This is a genomic window from Dysosmobacter sp. Sow4_B12, from assembly GCF_052116665.1.
In the GTDB taxonomy this organism is placed as follows: domain Bacteria; phylum Bacillota; class Clostridia; order Oscillospirales; family Oscillospiraceae; genus Oscillibacter.
Map to the genome: position 1 here is coordinate 1 of NZ_JBQKKR010000015.1, position 18,644 is coordinate 18,644.

Here is an 18,644-nt window from a genome sequence, read left to right on the forward strand (position 1 = left end):
CCGGGTCCGCTTCGCTGGGGCCCGGTGGGGCTCCCCGCACCGTGTCCGGGCCACCTTCTATCCCACCAGCATCAAGATCACACCGTAGATCACCGACGCCAGCGTGCCGAACACAATGACCGGCCCGGCCTCGTCGTCGCAAAGTCCGCTTTGCTCCGTTTTGCCTTCGTCAAAACTTCTCCCGCTCCCTTGCTCCTCCTCTCCCCACCGGGTCCGCTTCGCTGGGGCCCGGTGGGGCTCCCCGCACCGTGTCCGGGCCACCTTCTATCCCACCAGCATCAAGATCACACCGTAGATCACCGACGCCAGCGTGCCGAATACAATGACCGGCCCGGCCACGGTGAACATCTTGGCGGCCATGCCGGTGATGAAGCCCTCGCTTTTGAAGTCGATGGCCGGGGACACCACGGAGTTTGCAAAGCCCGTGATGGGCACCAGGGTGCCGGCGCCGCCGAAGCGGCCCAGCTTGTTATAGAGGTTCAGCCCCGTCAGCAGGGCCGACAAAAACACCAGCGTGCAGGAGGTGGCGGTGCCCGCCGCCTCCTTGTCCAGTCCCGCGCCGGTCCAGCCGTCCTGGATGGCCTGGCCCAGCACACAGATGGCGCCGCCGATGACGAAGGCCAGCGCCGTGTCCTTCACAATGGGGGATTTTTTCGCCTTGCTCTTCACATATGCCTGGTACTCCTTGGGTGACATGTCCATATCCATTCCTCGCTTCCTAACGGTTTTCCCTAGGATTCCCCGAAAAGGGAAGATCATACGCCCTTGCAAAGGCGGCGCCGGCGGGGTACACTGATAGGGACATTCCACACAATGGAGGAACCGACATGAAAGCCCCCCTAAAGCCTCTGGGTCTATATATCCATATCCCCTTCTGCAAGCAAAAATGCGTCTACTGCGATTTTTACTCCCTGCCCCGGGAGGAGGGCCGCATGGATGACTACGTGGACGCCCTGTGCGCCCACCTCACCGAAACGGCCCCCTTCGCCGCCGGCCACCAAGTGGACACCGTCTACTTCGGCGGCGGCACCCCCAGCTACCTGGGGGAAAAGCGGCTTGTCAAGATTTTAAAGACCGTTTTAAAGCGTTACCAGGTGGCCCGGGACGCGGAGATCACCCTGGAGGCCAACCCGGACTCCGCCGGGGACTGGAAGGCCTTGAAAGTCCTGCGGAAGGCAGGCTTCAACCGCATCTCCCTGGGCATGCAGTCCGCTTGTGATGAGGAGCTGCAAAGCATCGGCCGGGTCCACACCATGGACCAGGTGCGCTTGGCGGTGGAGGCCGCCCGAAAGGCGAAGTTCGATAACCTCTCTCTGGACCTCATCTACGGCCTGCCCCGCCAGACTATCCAGCGCTGGGCGGAGAACCTGGCCGCCGCCGTGGACTTGGCGCCGGAGCATTTAAGCTGCTACGGGCTGAAGGTGGAGGAGGGCACGCCCCTTTTCGCCCAGAGGGACGAGGCGGACCTTCCCGGCGACGAGGAGCAGGCGGACATGTACCTGTTCACCGTGGATTACCTGCTGCGCCACGGCTACCGGCAGTACGAGATCTCCAACTTTGCCCGGACGGGCCGGGCATCCCGCCACAATCTGAAATACTGGACCCTGGGGGAGTACGCCGGCTTCGGTCCCGGCGCCCACTCGGACTTCGGCGGCGTCCGCTACGCCTACGAAAAGGACCTGGAGGGCTACATCCGGGGCGTCCGGGACCACACGCCCATGCTGTCGGAAAACGACCGCATCCCGGACCTGGACCGGGACACGGAGTGGGTGATGCTGGGCCTGCGTACCGTGCGGGGCCTGGACCCCAAGGAATTTGAGCGACGCTTCCGCCGCCGGTTCGACTGCTTTTTGCCCTTCCTGGGCCAGTGCGTCCAGGCGGGCTACGCCGTGGAGGAGGGTGGCCGCTGGCACTTGACGCCCCGGGGCTTCCTGGTATCCAACCAGATCATCGGCGGCATGCTGGACGCCCTGGCGGAGGACAAGCGCCGCCGGGCGGAGGCCGCCGCCCGGGGCGACTTCCGGGTGGACCTCCCTTGAGTTGTGAAAAACAGGCGCGTGCGGCTTGCACGCGCCTGTTTTTTACCGGGCGACCTGGATGGCGTTCACCGGGCAGCCATTGGCCGCGTCAAAGGCCCGGCTCTCCTGGGCCTTTGACGGCTGGGCGCACACGGTGGAGACCCCCTCCACCACCCGGAACACCCCCGGCACCGCCGCCTGGCACATGCCGCAGCCGATGCAGCGGCTGCCGTCCACGGAAACTCGCATGGCTCTCCCTCCTCACGGTCGTTGTTACGACACATTATAACTGTTCCGCCGCCAAAGCGCAAGGCGCCCGCCGGAGGGAACCTTTTCCCGCCCCGTGCCGTCTTTTCTCCGGGGCGGAAATTTCCTGTCCCGCCAGATTTTTGTTTCCGCTTTGGCATTTACTTTTTCAGCGCTTTGTGCTATTCTGGTAAGACGTTATGTAGACTACCCTTGGCTTTTTTGGAGGCAAACATGAAAAAATTCCTGCGCCGCACCCTGTCGCTCCTGCTGAGCTTGAGCCTGGTGTCCTCCCTGGCGGTGACCGCCGCCGCGTCGGAGGCCCTGGGCGAGGATCTCACCACCCAGGAGACCCTTTTGAACCAGGAGACCCAGCTCTCCACCAACGTGTTCTGGAGCACCGCCTATTCGGACCTCCGGACGGAAAACCTCATTACATACACCCCCAATGACGACGTGACGCCCATCGTCACCTACGGCGACACCCTCACCGCCTGCTCCACCCTCACCACCGCCGCCAAACGGCTGGAGGGGGAGGGCTACCGGGTGGTGGCCGGCATCAACGGGGACTTCTTCAACTTCGGCACGGGCCTGCCCATCGGCCTGGTGGTGACGGAGGGCCAGCTGCGCAGCAGCGACGGCGGCTATTACGCCATCGGCTTTCTGGAGGACGGCTCCGCCGTCCTGGGCAAGCCCGGGCTGAAGGTCACCGCGGACCTGGGCTACCAGGTGGACGACGGCTACGGCACCTTGACCAGGGTGGTCCGCCAGCTGTCCGGCGTCAACAAGGCCCGGGTGTCCTCCGGCGGCATCTACCTCTACACCTACGATTTCAACGCCAAGCACACCACCGGCAACACGGAGCCCGGCGTGGACGTGGTGTGCACCGTTGAGGACGGGGAGCTCGCCATCGGCGGGGCACTGACCCTCACCGTGGAGCAGGTGGTGGAAGCCACCGCCGCCACCGCCATCGCCCCGGACCAGGTGGTGCTGTCCGTGAACCTCCAGTCCAACAGCTTTTACATTGACGCCCTGCGGAACCTGCCGGTGGGCTCCACCGTCACCGTCTCCGCCGAGGCCGCAGACGAACGTTGGAACGAAGTGCGCTATGCCCTGGGCGCCCTGTACTCCCTGGTGGAGGACGGCGCCGTGGTGTCCGGCCTGCCCAGCGGCGCCGACCCCCGCACCGCCGTGGGCCAGAAGCGGGACGGCACGCTGGTGTTTTACACCATTGACGGCCGCAAGTCCGGCCACTCCATCGGCGCCACCCTGCAGCAGGTGGCCCAGCGGCTCATTGAACTGGGCTGCGAGACGGCGCTGTGCCTGGACGGCGGCGGCTCCACCACGCTGACGGTGACAGAACCCGACGACACCGCCGCCCAGACCATCAACACCCCCTCCGGCGGCAGCGAGCGCTCCGTCAGCAACCAGATCTTCCTGGTGGCGGACAGCGAGCCCTCCGGCAAGCTCAGCCACTTCTACGTGAAGGCCGACAGCCAGTATGTCCTGGCGGGCAGCAAGGTGAACATCTCCGCCGCCGCTGTGGACACCAACTTCATTCCCATGGAGGATGCGCGCTTCGACCTGGAGGCCGACGACGGCGATTTGGACGGGAACGTTCTGCTGACCCCGGATTACGGCTGTGACATCACCGTCACCGCCGACCACCGGGGCAAGACCGGCTCCACCGTGGTCCACGTCATTGAGACCCCTGACGACGTGGCTATCCGCGGCGGCGACAATTCCATTCTCACCGCCCTCACCGCCGTCCCCGGCTCCACCGTGCAGCTGCGGGCCACCGCCGCTTACCAGCACATGCCCCTAAAGGCGGACAATGCGGCCTTCCGCTGGTCTGTGGACGGCGGCGTCGGCACCATCACCGCCGACGGCCAGTTCACCGCTACCGCCCCCGGCACCGGCACCATCACCGTCTCCGCCGGCGGCAAGCGGGTCTCCATCCCCGTCACTGTTTCCAAGCTGGCCTTGAACGTGGTGGAGGACTTTGAATCCGCCCGTACCGTTTTTGACGGCAATGGCACTGGCGGCCTCACCTTCACTCGGACCACCGCCGCCGACGCCGTGAGGTACGGCCGCACCGCCGGCAGGCTGGATTACACCCTGGATGCCGGCACAGGCTACGCGGCGCAGTGGCTGTCCGATGCGTCCACGGACATTGACAACCGCATTTACACCAGCCTGAGCATGTGGGTCTATGGCGACGGCTCCGGCAACCAGCTGGAGCTGGTATACAGCGACAGCTTCGGCGACACCCTCACCCGGACCGTCACCACCCTGGACTTTAGCGGCTGGCGGCAGGTCTCCGTCTCCACCCAGGGCGACGGCTTTGCCCTCCTGGGCTTCCGGGTCAGCGCCGGCGAGAGCGTCACCTATGACGACGGCTTCGGCACCATCATCGTGGAGTATCCCAGCACCACCCGGACCGGCACCGTGTATATTGACCAGATCGTGGCCTCCTACAACGGCATCATGGACAGTGCGGTCCCCACCGTCACCCTCAGCACCAACGGCCTGACCCTGACCGCCGCCATCTCCGATGATGTGGACGGTGTGCTTCCCCGGGAGGCTGTCACCGTCACCTGGGACGGCAAGGCGCAGGACTTCACCTACAACACCTCTACCGGCACCCTCACCACCCCCCTCATCTCCGACGGCAATCCCCACCGCGTCACCATCACCGCCCGGGACGCCTCCGGCAACATTGGCCGGGCTTCCTACGATGTGCCTGTGGCGGCTGACTGGACCCCCGTGTTTACCGACACCCGGGATTACTGGGCAGCGGCCTACGTGGATTTCCTCTACCAGTCCGGCATCACCACCGGCTACGCTGACGGCACCTTCCGTCCCAACGACAACATCACCCGGGCCCAGTTCTCCGTGATGCTGTACCGCTACCTGGGATTGGAGGAGAGCAAGTACGCCGACGTGACGCTGCCCTTTGCGGACCTCAAGAGCATTCCCGATTACGCCCTGCCCGCCATCCGGGCGCTGTACACCGAGGGCGTCATCAACGGCTCCACCGGCAAGGACGGGCGGCTGTACTTCAACCCCGGCGCCAGCCTGACCCGCGCCCAGGCGGCCACCATGATCGGCCGCACCCAGGAAAAGGGCTACGCCGCCGCGGCGCTCACCTTCTCCGACAGCGCCAAGATCCCCGCCTACGCCGCCTATTACATCCAGACCATGGCGGCCCAGGGCATCATCGGCGGCTACGCCGACGGCACCTTCCGTCCCGGCAACAACATCACCCGGGGCCAGATGGCCAAGATCCTCTACAACCTGCTGTAACACGAACGCCCCCGGCGCGCCGCGCCGGGGGCGGTTTTCTGCAGCAGCAGGCTACTTTTTCGACACATTTCGCTGTTTGCCCGTTGTTCCGCCGGGAGGATGCTGGTATAATGAGCTTGTTTTTTCGAAAGGAGCTGCCTATGCACGTTTATACCACAGGCCAATGGGTCCTGCTGTTTTTCTTTTACTGCTTCTGCGGCTGGGTGTGGGAGAGCTGCTATGTCTCCCTCCGGCAGCGCCGGTGGGTGAACCGGGGCTTTCTCCACGGACCGCTGCTGCCCATTTACGGCTCCGGCGCCATCATCATCCTGTTCGTCACACTGCCGGTGGAGGAGGACCTCTTTCTGGTGTGGCTCATGGGCATGCTGGCCGCCACGGCGCTGGAATACGTCACCGGCGTCGTCATGGAGCGGCTGTTCCAGGTGCGCTACTGGGACTACTCCAGCCAAAAGTTCAACCTGAACGGCCACATCTGCCTGTCCAGCTCCATCGCCTGGGGCTTTTTCTCCATTCTTCTGGTGCGGTTCCTGCACCCGCCGGTGGGACGTCTGCTGGCGGATGTGCCCGCCTGGCTGGTGGACCCGGCGGCCATCGTTCTCACCGCCGTCTTTTCCGCCGATGTGGTCCGCTCCGTCCAGGACGCCTTGGACCTCAAGGAGATCCTCACCCGGGTGGCGGAGGAGAACGAGGACCTGCGGCGCCTGGCCAAGCGGGCCGAGGTGGCCGCCGCCTTTGCCGAGGACGACCTGCGAAAATTCCGGGAGCGCACGGAGGTGGAAAAGCTGCTGCTGCAAAAGCGTATTGAGGATGAGCTGGAGGAGCATCGCCAGGCCCGGCAGGACCGGAAGCTCCGCCGCCGGGAGGTGGCCGAAGCCGCTCTGCGCCGCCGTACCGCCGCCAAGCTGGAGGCCCTGCGGAACATCGCCCAGGTGCTGGAGGACGCCCGGGACAATCTGGAGGACGCCATGGACAGCAGTGAGGGCCTTGCCGCCGGGACCCGCCAGGAGTTGGAGGAGGCCATCGCGCGGCTCCACCGCTGGGAGAGCGCCATTCAGTCCCGGGGCACCCGGGTCTACCACCGCTCTTTGCGCATCCTGCGGGCCAACCCCTCCGCCCGCGTCCGGGAGGAGCTGGCCGAGGTGCTGGAGACCCTGCGAAAGCTGGGCGAGTGACCGTCAAAAAAACGCCGCTGCCAGGAATGGCAGCGGCGTCTTTTTCGCGTTTCGCCATTTTTATTCTCCCCGCAGGGCGGACAGGATGTCCCGGTTCAAAGCGGTGCCCCGCCGGGAGCCCAGATAGCCCACCCGGTACACCCGGCCGTCCACAAAGATGCGGGCGGTGCCGTTGGAAATGAGGCTCTGGGCGCTGACATTATACAGGTGTATGCTGTTGTCCGTGCCGCCCTTGCCGTCGATGGCGTTTTCCCCGGTCAGCGTATCCAGGCACAGGTGATAGGAATACTCCTCCAGCACCTCCCGCAAACGGGCGCAGCCCTCTTCCAGGTCGTACTGTTCGCTGGTGTCCATCCAGGACTTTCCGTCCCGGACGCCGGAGACCGTCACGCTGGCCGCCAGGCCCTGCTCCGCGTCAAAGGCCTTCGCCAAAGACCGGGGCCACAGCATCCAGGCGGCAAACACCGCCGCCACCGCCAAAAGTGCCGCCTTTTTCCGCTTCCCCATCGGTCACACTCCTCTCAGATCAAACGCCGGGGTGTACTCCTCCTTCGCCGAGGTCCGCTCCTGGGTGTACCCATCGGTGACACCGCAGTTTTCCATGTACTCCACCGCCGCCCGGTATTCCGCCTTCGTCACATGGCGTTTGAGGTTCCCCATGGCACCGCTCTGGGGGGTGTACTGGCTCATGAGAGAGAACAGAACGTCCCCGGGGCGGAAGGTGCGGGCCACGAAATCGATGACCGCCTTCGTGTTTTCCAGCTCTCCCGGCAGCAGCAGGTGCCGGATGAGGACGCCCCGTTTCAGAAGGCCGTTTTCCATTTGGTACGGTCCCGTCTGGCGGAACATCTCCAGCAGGGCGGGGCCTGCCCAATCGAAGTAATCCTCCGCCGCGGAATATTTTTTCGCCGGGCCCGGCAGGGCGTATTTCAGGTCCGGCAGGTATACCTGCACCTTCCCCTCCAAGCGCCGCAATGTCTCGGCTTTTTCATAACCGCCGCTGTTCCACACCACCGGCACCGGCCACATTTCCTCCCCCAGCGCCTCCAGAATGACAGGGGTAAAGTGGGTGGGGGTCACCAGGTCGATACAGGCGGCGCCTTGGTCGACGAGCTCATGAAAGATCTCCCGCAGCCGCGCCGCCGTGATGGGCCGTCCCAGGCCCTGCTGGGAGATGGGCGTATTCTGGCAGAAGCAGCAGCGGAGGTTGCAGCCGGTAAAAAACACGGTACCGGCACCCTTCTCCCCCACAAGACAGGGCTCCTCCCACTGGTGGAGCATGGCCCGGGCCGCCACGGGGACGGCAGGCTCCCGGCAAAAGCCGCCGGCTTTGCTGTCCGTCCGCTCCGCACGGCAGTTTCGCGGACAAAGTTCGCAAATCATAGGCGCTCCACATCAAAGTCCGGGCCCAGGTCGCCGCTGCGCCAGTGCTTGCGGCAAAGGCCGATGTACTGGTCGTTGGCTCCCAGCACCACCTGGGCGCCCTCCTTGAGGACCTTGCCGGAGGAATCGAACCGGGCGTTGAAAATGGCCTTTTTGCCGCACCAGCAGATGGTCTTGACCTCCTCCAGCTTGTCCGCCATGATAAGCAGGGCCTCGCTGCCGGGGAACAGGTCTCCCTTGAAGTCCGCCCGCAGGCCGTAGCAGATGACAGGGATGCCCAGGTCGTCCACGATGTACACCAGGTACATGACCTCCTCCCGGGTCAAGAACTGGGCCTCGTCCACGATGATGCAGGCGTTTTGCTGCAGCTCCATGATGGAGAGCTTCTGCAGCTCGTCAAAGTAGATGCAGGGGTATTTCAGCCCGATGCGGGAGACCACCATGTGGTCCCCGTCCCGGGTGTCCAGCCGGGGCTTCACCAGCAGCGTCTGCTGGCCCCGCTCCTCATAGTTGAAGCGGGTCATCAGGGCGTTGGCCGTTTTGCTGGAGCCCATGGCTCCGTATTTGAAATAAAGCTGTGCCATTGATCTTGTTCTCCCTCACTCTGATTTCGTATGGCGGGGCGCGGTCTCCTCCTTGTCCCGCCGGATGTGTCCTTCGAAGGTCTCCCCTGTGCGCCGCGGGAAAAGGGAAATAGGCGCCGGGGTCTCCCGGCCATGATAGTAGCACCACAGCCACTGGAAGCACCACACCAGCTTCCGCAGCAAAAGCAGCAGCAGCGCCGCCAAAAGCAGATTCAAAAGCTCCATATCATTCTCCTTCCTTCGGAGGGTCCTCATCTTTTACGTCCTCATAGTCCACAGTGTACACCGGGCCGTCGAACTCCGGCTCTTTCGGCGCTTCATGCACCGCGGGGCCCTCCTCCCGGCGGCGCCGCAGCGCCAGCAGAAGCCGCCGCGCCAGCCACAGCACCACCAGCGGCCACAAAAACCGCAGCAGCACGAATACGATGTGAAACAGCTTTAAAGGCAGTCCCACCAGCAGTCCCATGTTGTTCTCCTTTCATACGGTACAAAGCCACCCGGTGGAGGGCGGATACGTTGTTTTCTCAAACCGGGGGGACACGCCCCAGGCAGCGGCAATATTCAGCACGTCTTCCTCACAGGGATCGTTCTCACCGTCGTCCGCCTGTCCCGCTTTCGGAAAGCGGTCAAAGCCCAGGGCCAGTTCCTCCGGGGTCAGGGGGCCAATATCGGCGAACACAGTATCTTCCTCTTCCGCCTCGTAGGCGTACTTCCGTACCGTTTCACCGTTCATCTGCTTCATCCATCCATAGCTGTCAGAGAGCCGGTAATTACAAAACATCTGTACCTGCGTGTGCAGGTCTTCCCATGTTTCAGGCGGTACATAGGCGCCGATCACCAGCACAAATCCGTCCAGGCAGGGCGAAACAAACACACCGGAGGGCTCCGCGTATGCCGCGGCCAGACCCGTGGACCAGTTTGCGGCTTGACGGCTCCGGGGCTTCAGCGCCGCGATGACCCGCTCCGGGTCCTCGCAGCGGACCGCCGTCCAACAGGTCTTATAGCCAAAGGGCACCGGCCCGTCCGGCTCCGTGGAAATCTCCTTGGGCTCCGCCGGTTTTTTCCGCACTTTCCCGGTGTCCACTGTCCCGCCGTAAACGCCCAGCTCCTTCAGCTGGCCTACCAGCTTTCGGTGGTCTCTCCATGCCTGAAGCCTCTGCCACAGCTTGCTCAGCAGCCAGCCAAGGGCGACAAAAAACAGTATCCGCATATCCTACCGCTCCTTCAGCTGCCGCTGCGCCTCCGCGTAGTATTTGGCGAAGGCCGAGGGCACCGCGTGACTCTTCAGTCCTTCCGCGTCCACCCACGCAAAATTCGCCGGACCGGTGCCGGTCACCTCCAGGGTGTAGCCGGTCATGTGCCACTCCACATGGGTGAACACATGCTTGGCTGTCAGTTTATTTTCCCAGTTTTTCGGCTCCAGGCTCCAGGCGGCCACCGCCGCCGGGGCGGCAGCTTCGCCCAAAGCGCCCTCCACATTGGGAAACTCCCACAGCCCCGCCAGAAGCCCCGTGCCGGGGCGGCGGCGCAGGGCGGTTTTTCCCTCCCGCAGCAGGAGGAACACGGTTTTTTCCTCCACCCGGCGGGCCTTTTTCGCCGCCTTCACCGGCAGTGCTTCCGCCGTACCCCGGTCATAGCCCCGGCACAGCGCCCGCACCGGGCATGCGCCGCACCTGGGCGGGCCGTTTGGGACGCACACCGTGGCTCCCAGCTCCATCATGGCCTGGTTGAACACCCGGATGTCCGCCATTTCATAGGGCATGGCCTCCTGGACCCAGGCCCGGACGGCCTTTTTTGTCCTTGGGTCGGAAATATCGTCATGGCAGTCCGCCAGCCGGGACACCACCCGCAGCACATTTCCGTCCACCGCCGCCTCCCGCCGACCAAAGGCCGCCGAGGCGATGGCGCTGGCGGTATAGTCCCCGATGCCCGGCAGGGCCAGCAGCCCCTCATAGGTGTCCGGAAAGCCGCCCAGCTCCGCCACCCGGGCCGCCGCCTTCTGCAGGTTCCGGGCACGGCTGTAATAGCCCAGGCCCTCCCACAGCTTCATGAGCCGGTCCTCCGGCGCCTCCGCCAGGGCTTCCACCGTGGGGAAGGTCTCCAGAAAGCGGGCATAGTAACCAAGGACCGCCGCCACACGGGTCTGCTGGAGCATGATCTCCGACACCCAGATGCGGTAGGGGTCCTCCGTCTCCCGCCAGGGCAGGGTCCTGGCGTTGGCCCGGTACCAGGGCAAAAGCGCCTCCGCCAGCCGGGCCTGTATATTTTCCATTGTCAGCTTTGAATGTTCCATGGTATGATTATACCATACAGTGGGGGCTCTTCCCACCCCCACACATATTTTTTTCAAAAACCTCTTGACCTTCCCCTTTCTGGAAGGTATATGCTGGCAGCAGAAATGAGGTGGACGGCTTGAAGATCAATGAAGTGGAGGCCCTGGTGGGCATCACGAAAAAGAACATCCGCTTTTACGAGGCGGAGGGCCTGCTCTGTCCCCGGCGGAACAGCGAAAACGGCTACCGGGACTACGGCGAGGCGGAGGTGGAGGTGCTGCGGCGCATCAAGCTCATGCGAAAGCTGGGCGTTCCTCTGGATGAGATCCGCCAGATGCTGGATGGCGTCCACACGGTGGGGGACGGCATGCGCCGCCACCTGGTGACGCTGGAGCGGGACCAGCACAACATTCAAGAGGCCATCCGCTTTTGCTCCGGCCTCACGGACTGCCGGGAAAAGCTGGAAAGCCTGGACGCCGCGGCGCTTCTTTCAAAAATGGAACTGCTGGAACAGGAGGGAACCACATTTATGGATAAGCAAAAGCAGGACACAAAGCGCCGGCGCTACGCGGCGCCGGTGGCCGTCACCGTGTTGATGGCCCTTTTGATGGCCGGACTCATCTGGCTGTTCCTGTGGGCCTTTGAAACAGACCCCGCCGGCGCGCCGCCGCTGCCGCTGCTGGCATTGTTCATCGCCATTCCGGCCGTGGTGGCCCTGGGCGTGATCATTGCCCTGATCCTGCGCATCCGGGAGATCGGGCGGGGCGAAGAGGACGACGCCAGACAATACTGACCACAGACCCACATAAAAGGAGGACACATATGAAAATTCTGACCATTGAGACCATTCCCAACCGGAATTACGAGGCGCTGGACATTGTCAAGGGGACGGTGGTATACAGCAAAAACTTCGGCCGTGACTTCATGGCCGGCATGAAGACCCTGGTGGGCGGCGAGATCGTGGGCTACACGGAAATGCTCAACGAGGCCCGTCAGATCGCCACCAAGCGCATGGTGGACGCCGCCGAGGCCCTGGGAGCCGACGCCATCGTGGGCGCCCGGTACGCCTCCTCCTCCGTGATGCAGGGGGCCGCCGAGGTGGTAGCCTACGGCACGGCGGTGAAATTTCTGTGATGCGGGCCGCCTTTCTGGCCCACAGCGGCTTTCTGGTGGAGCTGCCGTCGGTCACGCTGTTATTTGACTGGTGGAACGGGGAACTCCCGGTCCTGCGGCCGGGGGTCCCCCTTCTGGTCTTTTCCAGCCACCGCCATGAGGACCACTTCAAGCCGGAAATCTTCGCCTTGAACGCCCAGGCCTTCCTGCTGGGGAAGGACATCAGCCTGTCCGCCAGGAACCGGGCGCGCTGGGGCTTATCCGATGAAACGGCGGACAAGTGCACCGTATTGGGCGGCGGCGAGGCGGTCTCTCCCCTGCCCGGCGTCCGGGTGGAGGCGCTGCCCTCCACCGACGAGGGCGTGGCCTTTCTGGTGACGGCGGACGGCACCGCCGTCTTTCACGCCGGAGATCTGAACTGGTGGCACTGGGAGGGCGAGGCAGAAGGCTGGAACCGGAACATGGAGGTCAATTTCAAGCGGTACGCCGAGCCTCTGCGCGGGCGCCGCATCGACCTTGCCATGCTGCCTCTGGACCCCCGCCTGGGTGATGACGGCTTCCGGGGGCCGGCGTATTTCCTGGAGCTGGCGGACATCCGCCGTTTTCTGCCCATGCATCAGTGGGGAGAATTTGGCTTTACAGACAACTTTCTGACCCGGTATCCCGGCTTCGCGGACCGGACGGTGCCCGTCTGCCGGGAGGGGCAGATATTTGATTTCAAGGAGGAGCATCTATGAAAATCGACGGCAATGAGCTGGCTATCCGCCAAAACGACCTGGACCGGGAGGGCCGCCACGAGGAGGCCATGTCCATCAAGAAGGAATTTTTGAAGCAGGTGCGTGAGAGCGGAGACCACTGTCCCTGCCAGGAGGCCTGTCCCCACCACGGCAACTGCTTTGAGTGTGTCACCCTCCACCGGGGCCATCGGGACCACCTACCCATGTGCATGTGGGACATGGTGAACGAGCGGCTCCACAAGCTGTCCCTCATGACGGAGGGGACCCTCCGCGACTACGAGGACCGTCTGAAATAAAAAAACAGTGCCTGGCCCATTGGGTCAGGCACTTGTTTTTATCCCCGCAAAAGCAGGTAGCTTTGATATTCCGTGGTAGTGGGCACGGCGGTCAGTTCCGGAATCAGAACGCCCTCCTCCATATCTGTCACCATAGCGTCCACCCGGTCCTCCGCGGTGGGCACATAGACCCGGTCCAGCCGGGCCATCAGCGTGTTCCACAGGTCAATGCCCGCCGTCTCGTCCACGCCGTCGTTGCCCATCACCGCCTCCGAAAGCTCCAGGGACAGCTTCACGTCCCGGTCTCCCAGGGCATCCTTCACCGCCGCCAGCAGATTCGCGATCTGCTCCGTGTTATAGGCGGCCTGGGTCCCGTAAGCGGGGTCGGAGCCGTAGGCAATCTTGTCCAGCTTGCCCACCGTGGGATAGGTCAAGTCTGTCAGCAAGATCTCGTCAAAGCCCAGGTCGGCGCACTCCACCGCCAACGCGCAGAGGTAATCCCTGGTGGCCTGCTTGGACGGGTCCAGCCAGTTTTCGTTGTTCCCGTCGTAGAAGATATAGCCGCCGGTGTTTTTCAAACCCATGGTCTCCACATTGCTCCGGGCCACACCGCCGTCCCGCAGGCAGGAGATGCGTGCGATGACGTACCGTCCCCCCTCCAGCAGAGCCGGCAGGGCCTCCGCCGCCGCGGCGGCCGTTTTCGCCGCCGACGCGCCGCTGACCGCCGATGCCTCCGCAAAGGGGTAGCGCAACTGGCCGCCGGGGGCCTTCACCGTAACGGCAAAGGCGTTTTGTCCGCCAGCCGCCTCCACCTCCGCCAGCCAGGCCGCCGGGTCATCGCCCAGCTGCACCGCCTGGAGCCGCTGGTTCTTCTCCGTCTGCTGGATGGTGATGTTCACCGGCTCTTCCTCCGGCGGCGGGTCTTCCTTTTTCTTCTCCGGAACCATCAAGTGGGGCGTCCCCGTCTCATCGTAGACAATGCGCTCCTGCACCATCATAAAGCCGACGGAGCCCAGGATGACCAGCACCAGAAGCACTGCCAGCACGATCTTCCACTTGGGACTGCGGCCGCGGTAGCTGTGATACCCTCTGGGGCCTGCCATCTCTTTCACCTCTTTTCGCTGATTCGGGAGGGGCTCAGCCCTCCAGGGCCATCATCTTATCCACGCGGCGGGCATGGCGGCCGCCCTCAAACTCGGTGCTCAAGAACACCTCCACCATGCGCTCGGCCATGTTCTTGCCAGTGAAGCCGGCGCCGATGGCCATCATATTGGCGTCGTTGTGGCGGCGAGTCATCTCCGCCTCCAGGCAGTCGGCGCAGTGGGCGCAGCGGATGCCCTTGATCTTGTTGGCGGCGATGGAGATGCCGATGCCGGTGGTACAGATGACAATGCCCCGATCGCACTTGCCCTCTGCCACGGCCCGGGCGGCGGCGGCGCCGAAATCGGGGTAGTCGCAGCTGTCCAGATTGTAGCATCCAAAGTCCTCATACTCATGGCCCAGCTTCTCCAGCACCTTGATGACGTGCTGCTTCAGCTCGTAGCCGCCGTGGTCACAGCCCAATGCAATTTTCATGGTAGGTCCTCCCGTTTTTTAAAGTAGCCTTATTATATGCCCGCTGTTTTCAAAAATCAATCACAGTTCGTGCCATACCGGCTCCATCCGCCGGAACGTGCAGAACCGCCGGAAGCCGCACCGGCGCAGCAGCTCCTGCCGCTCCCGGATGGCGCAGCCCACATACGTGGGGTCGTGGGCGTCGGTGCCCAGGGTGATGATCTCGCCTCCCAGGTCCCGGTACATCCGCAGCCATTTCTCATCCGGCAGGGGCGTGTGGCCCCGGTTGGTGTTCAGCTCGATGCCCCGGCCCTTTTGGATGAGGATGCGGAGGATCTCCTCGATCTCCGCCTCAAAGCCATCGAAGGTCAGCTGGAAGCCCCGGTTCTCATTGAGATACCGCAGGGGCAGCGTCAAGTGGCCCAGGACGGAATAGGTCCCGTCCCAATTGGCCAGCTGCCGCACCAGCTCCAGGTAATCCGCCATGCCCCGGCGGGCCGCCGCGTCGTCAGCGGGGTCAAAGTAATAGAGGTCCGTGCAGCCGTAGGCGGCGGAGAGCATGTGGATGGAGCCGATGATGAAGTCCAGCTGCGGCGCGTCCGCCATCAATCGCTCCGTATGGGCAAAGTCCCAGGGGGCGTCTCCCAGCTCCACGCCCAGCCGCAGGGTGATGCGGCCGCCCACAGCCGCCTGGGCCCTGGCGAATTCCTCCGTCAGGGCCTGCCAGTCATAGGGGCCCCGGGGCTGGGTCGTGGCCCAGACGATGGGCTCCACATGGTCCGTGAAGCACAGCTCATCCAGCCCCGCGGCGATGGCCGCCTCCGCCATGTCCGCCATGGGGGAACGGGCGTCCGGAGAGATACGGGAATGGGTATGGTAATCAGCCAGATACATGGCGGACCTCACTTTTTGAATTTCTTGAAGAATTTCTTCCGCTCCTCATAGTTGCCCTCGCCCACACTCTCGGCAAACTTTTTCAGAGCCTCTTTCTGCTCCTTGTTCAGGTTCCGGGGGGTCTCGATATAGACCGTGACGTATTGGTCGCCCCGGCCCCGGCCGTTGATGGAGGGGATGCCCTTGCCCTTGAGGCGGAAGGTAGTGCCGGACTGGGTGCCCTCCGGCAGGGTGTATTTCACCTTGCCGTCGATGGTGGGGATCTCCAGCTCTGCGCCCAGGACCGCCTGGGTGAAGGTGATGGGTGCCTCACACAGCACGCTGGTGCCCTCCCGGCGGAACAGCTCATGGGGCCGCACAGTGATGGTGATGAGCAGGTCGCCGGCGGGGCCGCCGTTCTTGCCGGCGTGGCCCTGGCCCCGGATGGAAATGGTCTGGCCGTTGTCGATGCCGGCGGGGATGGTGGCCTGGATGGTCTTGCGGCGGCGGACGGTGCCGCTGCCGTGGCAGTCCTTGCAGGGCTGGTGGATGATCTGGCCCTTGCCGCCGCACTTGGGGCAGGGGGAACTGGTGGCGAAAACGCCCATGGGCGTCTGCCGCCGCACCTGCACCTGGCCGGTGCCCCGGCAGTCCGGGCATACCTCCGGCGTGGTGCCGGGGGCGCAGCCGCTGCCGTGGCAGGTGTCGCACTGCTCCGTGCGTTCCACGGTGACGGCCTTTTCGCAGCCGAAGGCCGCCTCCTCGAAGCTGATGGCCAGGGACATGCGGATGCTCTCGCCCCGCTGGGGCGCGTTGGGATTGGTGCGCCGTCCGCCGCCGCCGAAGCCGCCGCCGAAGAAGCTGCCGAAAATATCGCCCAGGTCGCCGAAGTCGAAGCTGCCGTCGAATCCGGCGCCGCCGGCGCCGAAGTTGGGGTCCACGCCGGCGTGGCCGTACTGGTCATACCGGGCCTTCTTGTTGGGGTCCGACAGGACCTCATAGGCCTCGTTGACCTCCTTGAAGCTCTCCTCGGCGGCCTTGTCTCCCGGGTTTAGGTCAGGATGGTACTTCCGGGCCATTTTCTTATAAGCTTTTTTGATCTCGTCCTCTGAGGCGCCCTTGGAAACGCCCAGGACCTCGTAATAATCACGCTTGCTCTCTGCCATATTGAAAACTCCTCATATTCCGAAACGCCGTATCAGGGACAGGCGGCACGCACTGTCCCTGATACGTTTTATGAGAGGGTCGCTCACTTGTTCTTGTTGTCATCCTCGTCCACGACCTTGTAGTCAGCGTCGTAGTACTGGCCGCCCTGGGTGCCGGCGTCGGCGCCGGGCTGCTGGGCACCCGCCTGGGCGCCGCCCTGGGGGTTGGCCTGCTGGTACAGCTTCTCGCTGACGGCGTAGAAGGCCTGGGTCAGCTCGTCGGTAGCGGCCTTGATGGCGGCGGTATCCTGGCCCTTCAAGGTCTCCTTCAGCTTGTCGATACCGGCCTGGACCTTGTTCTTGTCGTCGGCGGGGATCTTGTCGCCCATCTCGGCCAGGGTCTTTTCGCTCTGGTAGACCATCTGGTCGGCCTGGTTGCGGGTCTCCACTTCTTCCTTCAGCTTCTTGTCCTGGGCGGCATACTGCTCGGCTTCCTTCACAGCCTTCTCAATGTCCTCCTTGCTCATGTTGGAGGAGGAGGTGATGGTGATGTGCTGCTCCTTGCCGGTGCCCAGGTCCTTAGCGGAGACGTTGACGATGCCGTTGGCGTCGATGTCGAAGGTCACCTCGATCTGGGGCACGCCCCGGCGGGCGGGAGCGATGCCGTCCAGGTGGAAGCGGCCCAGGCTCTTGTTGGCGGCAGCCATTTCACGCTCGCCCTGGAGGACGTTGACCTCCACGCTGGTCTGGTTATCGGCGGCGGTGGAGAAGATCTGGCTCTTCTTCACGGGGATGGTGGTGTTGCGGTCGATGAGCTTGGTGAACACGCCGCCCATGGTCTCGATGCCCAGGGACAGGGGGGTGACATCCAGCAGCAGCAGGCCCTTGACGTCGCCGGTCAGCACGCCGGCCTGGAGGGCGGCGCCCATGGCCACGCACTCATCGGGGTTGATACCCTTGAAGGGCTCGGAGCCGGTGAAGTTCTTCACGGCCTCCTGCACGGCGGGGATACGGCTGGAGCCGCCCACCAGCAGGACCTTGGAAAGGTCGGAGGGACGCAGGCCGGCGTCGGACATAGCCTGGCGCACGGGGCCCATGGTGGCATCCACCAGATGAGCGGTCAGCTCGTTGAACTTGGCCCGGGTGAGGGTCACGTCCAGGTGCTTGGGGCCGGTGGCGTCGGCGGTGATATAGGGCAGGTTGATGTTGGAGGTGGTGACGCCGGAGAGCTCGATCTTGGCCTTCTCGGCGGCCTCCTTCAGCCGCTGCATGGCGACCTTGTCGCCGCTGAGGTCCACACCGTCGGTGCGCTTGAACTCAGATACCAGGTACTTCATGACACACTCGTCGAAGTCGTCGCCGCCCAGGCGGTTGTTGCCGGCGGTGGCCAGGACCTCGATGACGCCGTCGTCGATCTCCAGGATGGAGACATCGAAGGTGCCGCCGCCCAGGTCGTAGACCATGATCTTCTGGGACTGCTCCTTATCCACGCCGTAGGCCAGGGCCGCGGCGGTGGGCTCGTTGATGATGCGCTTGACATCCAGGCCGGCGATCTTGCCGGCATCCTTGGTGGCCTGACGCTGGGCGTCGGTGAAGTAAGCGGGAACGGTGATGACGGCCTCGGTGACGGTCTGGCCCAGGTAGGCCTCGGCGTCCGCCTTCAGCTTCTGCAGGATCATGGCGCTGATCTCCTGGGGGGTGTATGCCTTGCCGTCCACGGTGACCTTGTAGTCGCTGCCCATCTCACGCTTGATGGAGGAGATGGTGCGGTCGGGGTTGGTGATGGCCTGGCGCTTTGCCACCTGGCCCACCATGCGCTCGCCGGTCTTGGAGAACGCCACCACGGACGGGGTGGTGCGGTTGCCTTCCGCGTTGGGGATGACGACTGCCTCGCCGCCTTCCATGACGGCCACGCAGGAGTTGGTAGTACCAAGGTCGATACCGATTACTTTAGACATAAATGAT

Annotated in this window: 22 protein-coding genes; 7 read left to right on the forward strand and 15 right to left on the reverse strand. The window is 63.9% G+C overall.

Going from position 1 to position 18,644, the window contains the following annotated elements:
* Window positions 1-57: 57 nt before the first annotated feature.
* Both ACTQ4R_RS11250 and spoVAC read right to left on the reverse strand, forming a co-directional pair.
* Window positions 58-261, reverse strand: a complete 204-nt coding sequence (locus tag ACTQ4R_RS11250; RefSeq protein WP_441628715.1) for a hypothetical protein — start codon at window positions 259-261, stop codon at window positions 58-60.
* 3 nt (window positions 262-264) lie between these two features.
* Entirely contained in the window at window positions 265-702 is a 438-nt protein-coding gene (spoVAC, locus tag ACTQ4R_RS11255) for a stage V sporulation protein AC (RefSeq protein ID WP_441628823.1), read from the reverse strand.
* Between the two features lie 125 nt (window positions 703-827).
* Here spoVAC and hemW point away from each other — a divergent pair, with 125 nt between their 5' ends.
* A complete protein-coding gene (gene hemW, locus ACTQ4R_RS11260; protein ID WP_441628717.1) occupies window positions 828-2,039 on the forward strand; it encodes a radical SAM family heme chaperone HemW in 1,212 nt (403 codons plus the stop codon).
* 42 nt (window positions 2,040-2,081) lie between these two features.
* Here hemW and ACTQ4R_RS11265 read toward each other — a convergent pair whose 3' ends face one another.
* On the reverse strand, window positions 2,082-2,267 hold the full coding sequence (locus ACTQ4R_RS11265; protein WP_441628719.1) for a ferredoxin: 186 nt from the start codon (window positions 2,265-2,267) through the stop codon (window positions 2,082-2,084).
* Window positions 2,268-2,498: 231 nt separating this feature from the next.
* Between ACTQ4R_RS11265 and ACTQ4R_RS11270 the strand changes: the two genes are divergently transcribed.
* Window positions 2,499-5,570, forward strand: a complete 3,072-nt coding sequence (locus ACTQ4R_RS11270; RefSeq protein WP_441628721.1) for an S-layer homology domain-containing protein — start codon at window positions 2,499-2,501, stop codon at window positions 5,568-5,570.
* Between the two features lie 140 nt (window positions 5,571-5,710).
* Window positions 5,711-6,742, forward strand: coding sequence for a putative ABC transporter permease (locus tag ACTQ4R_RS11275; protein WP_441628723.1), 1,032 nt, complete (start codon window positions 5,711-5,713; stop codon window positions 6,740-6,742).
* Window positions 6,743-6,802: 60 nt separating this feature from the next.
* On the opposite strand, the gene ACTQ4R_RS11280 is transcribed toward ACTQ4R_RS11275, so the two are convergent.
* The 7 genes from ACTQ4R_RS11280 to mutY are packed head-to-tail and all read right to left on the reverse strand — an operon-like array spanning window position 6,803 to window position 11,002.
* Window positions 6,803-7,249 (reverse strand): hypothetical protein, encoded by a 447-nt coding sequence (locus ACTQ4R_RS11280; RefSeq protein WP_441628725.1) that lies wholly within the window; start codon window positions 7,247-7,249, stop codon window positions 6,803-6,805.
* A 3-nt stretch (window positions 7,250-7,252) separates the two neighbouring features.
* A complete protein-coding gene (locus ACTQ4R_RS11285) occupies window positions 7,253-8,125 on the reverse strand; it encodes a radical SAM protein (protein WP_441628726.1) in 873 nt (290 codons plus the stop codon).
* On the reverse strand, window positions 8,122-8,709 hold the full coding sequence (locus ACTQ4R_RS11290; RefSeq protein ID WP_441628728.1) for a thymidine kinase: 588 nt from the start codon (window positions 8,707-8,709) through the stop codon (window positions 8,122-8,124). Before ACTQ4R_RS11290 ends, ACTQ4R_RS11285 begins: the two co-directional genes overlap by 4 nt.
* A gap of 15 nt (window positions 8,710-8,724) precedes the next feature.
* Window positions 8,725-8,934, reverse strand: a complete 210-nt coding sequence (locus tag ACTQ4R_RS11295; RefSeq protein WP_441628730.1) for a hypothetical protein — start codon at window positions 8,932-8,934, stop codon at window positions 8,725-8,727.
* Between the two features lies 1 nt (window position 8,935).
* Window positions 8,936-9,175 carry a hypothetical protein gene (locus ACTQ4R_RS11300; RefSeq protein WP_441628732.1) on the reverse strand — a complete coding sequence of 80 codons (240 nt, stop codon included), beginning with the start codon at window positions 9,173-9,175 and terminating at the stop codon, window positions 8,936-8,938.
* A gap of 12 nt (window positions 9,176-9,187) precedes the next feature.
* Window positions 9,188-9,919: a hypothetical protein gene (locus tag ACTQ4R_RS11305; RefSeq protein ID WP_441628734.1), complete on the reverse strand. Its 732-nt coding sequence runs from the start codon at window positions 9,917-9,919 to the stop codon at window positions 9,188-9,190.
* Between the two features lie 3 nt (window positions 9,920-9,922).
* Entirely contained in the window at window positions 9,923-11,002 is a 1,080-nt protein-coding gene (gene mutY, locus ACTQ4R_RS11310; protein ID WP_441628736.1) for an A/G-specific adenine glycosylase, read from the reverse strand.
* 110 nt (window positions 11,003-11,112) lie between these two features.
* Here mutY and ACTQ4R_RS11315 point away from each other — a divergent pair, with 110 nt between their 5' ends.
* Genes ACTQ4R_RS11315 through ACTQ4R_RS11330 form a run of 4 tightly spaced genes read left to right on the forward strand, consistent with a single transcriptional unit; the run spans window position 11,113 to window position 13,128 of the window.
* Window positions 11,113-11,775: a MerR family transcriptional regulator gene (locus tag ACTQ4R_RS11315; RefSeq protein ID WP_441628738.1), complete on the forward strand. Its 663-nt coding sequence runs from the start codon at window positions 11,113-11,115 to the stop codon at window positions 11,773-11,775.
* Window positions 11,776-11,804: 29 nt separating this feature from the next.
* Window positions 11,805-12,116 (forward strand): YbjQ family protein, encoded by a 312-nt coding sequence (locus tag ACTQ4R_RS11320; protein ID WP_441628740.1) that lies wholly within the window; start codon window positions 11,805-11,807, stop codon window positions 12,114-12,116.
* A complete protein-coding gene (locus tag ACTQ4R_RS11325) occupies window positions 12,116-12,832 on the forward strand; it encodes an MBL fold metallo-hydrolase (protein ID WP_441628742.1) in 717 nt (238 codons plus the stop codon). The genes ACTQ4R_RS11320 and ACTQ4R_RS11325 overlap by 1 nt, the downstream gene beginning before the upstream one ends.
* Window positions 12,829-13,128 (forward strand): LPS biosynthesis protein, encoded by a 300-nt coding sequence (locus ACTQ4R_RS11330; protein WP_441628744.1) that lies wholly within the window; start codon window positions 12,829-12,831, stop codon window positions 13,126-13,128. The genes ACTQ4R_RS11325 and ACTQ4R_RS11330 overlap by 4 nt, the downstream gene beginning before the upstream one ends.
* Window positions 13,129-13,166: 38 nt before the next feature.
* Here the strand turns inward: ACTQ4R_RS11330 and ACTQ4R_RS11335 are convergent, their stop codons facing one another.
* The 5 genes from ACTQ4R_RS11335 to dnaK all read right to left on the reverse strand — a co-directional run bounded on the left by ACTQ4R_RS11335 (window position 13,167) and on the right by dnaK (window position 18,637).
* Entirely contained in the window at window positions 13,167-14,210 is a 1,044-nt protein-coding gene (locus ACTQ4R_RS11335; RefSeq protein WP_441628746.1) for a putative glycoside hydrolase, read from the reverse strand.
* A gap of 34 nt (window positions 14,211-14,244) precedes the next feature.
* Window positions 14,245-14,682: a ribose 5-phosphate isomerase B gene (gene rpiB, locus ACTQ4R_RS11340; protein WP_441628748.1), complete on the reverse strand. Its 438-nt coding sequence runs from the start codon at window positions 14,680-14,682 to the stop codon at window positions 14,245-14,247.
* Between the two features lie 60 nt (window positions 14,683-14,742).
* Entirely contained in the window at window positions 14,743-15,555 is an 813-nt protein-coding gene (locus ACTQ4R_RS11345; RefSeq protein ID WP_441628750.1) for a histidinol-phosphatase HisJ family protein, read from the reverse strand.
* 8 nt (window positions 15,556-15,563) lie between these two features.
* Complete coding sequence (dnaJ, locus tag ACTQ4R_RS11350) at window positions 15,564-16,700, reverse strand: molecular chaperone DnaJ (protein ID WP_441628751.1); 1,137 nt, start codon at window positions 16,698-16,700, stop codon at window positions 15,564-15,566.
* 83 nt (window positions 16,701-16,783) lie between these two features.
* A complete protein-coding gene (gene dnaK / locus ACTQ4R_RS11355; protein ID WP_441628753.1) occupies window positions 16,784-18,637 on the reverse strand; it encodes a molecular chaperone DnaK in 1,854 nt (617 codons plus the stop codon).
* Between the last annotated feature and the right edge of the window lie 7 nt (window positions 18,638-18,644).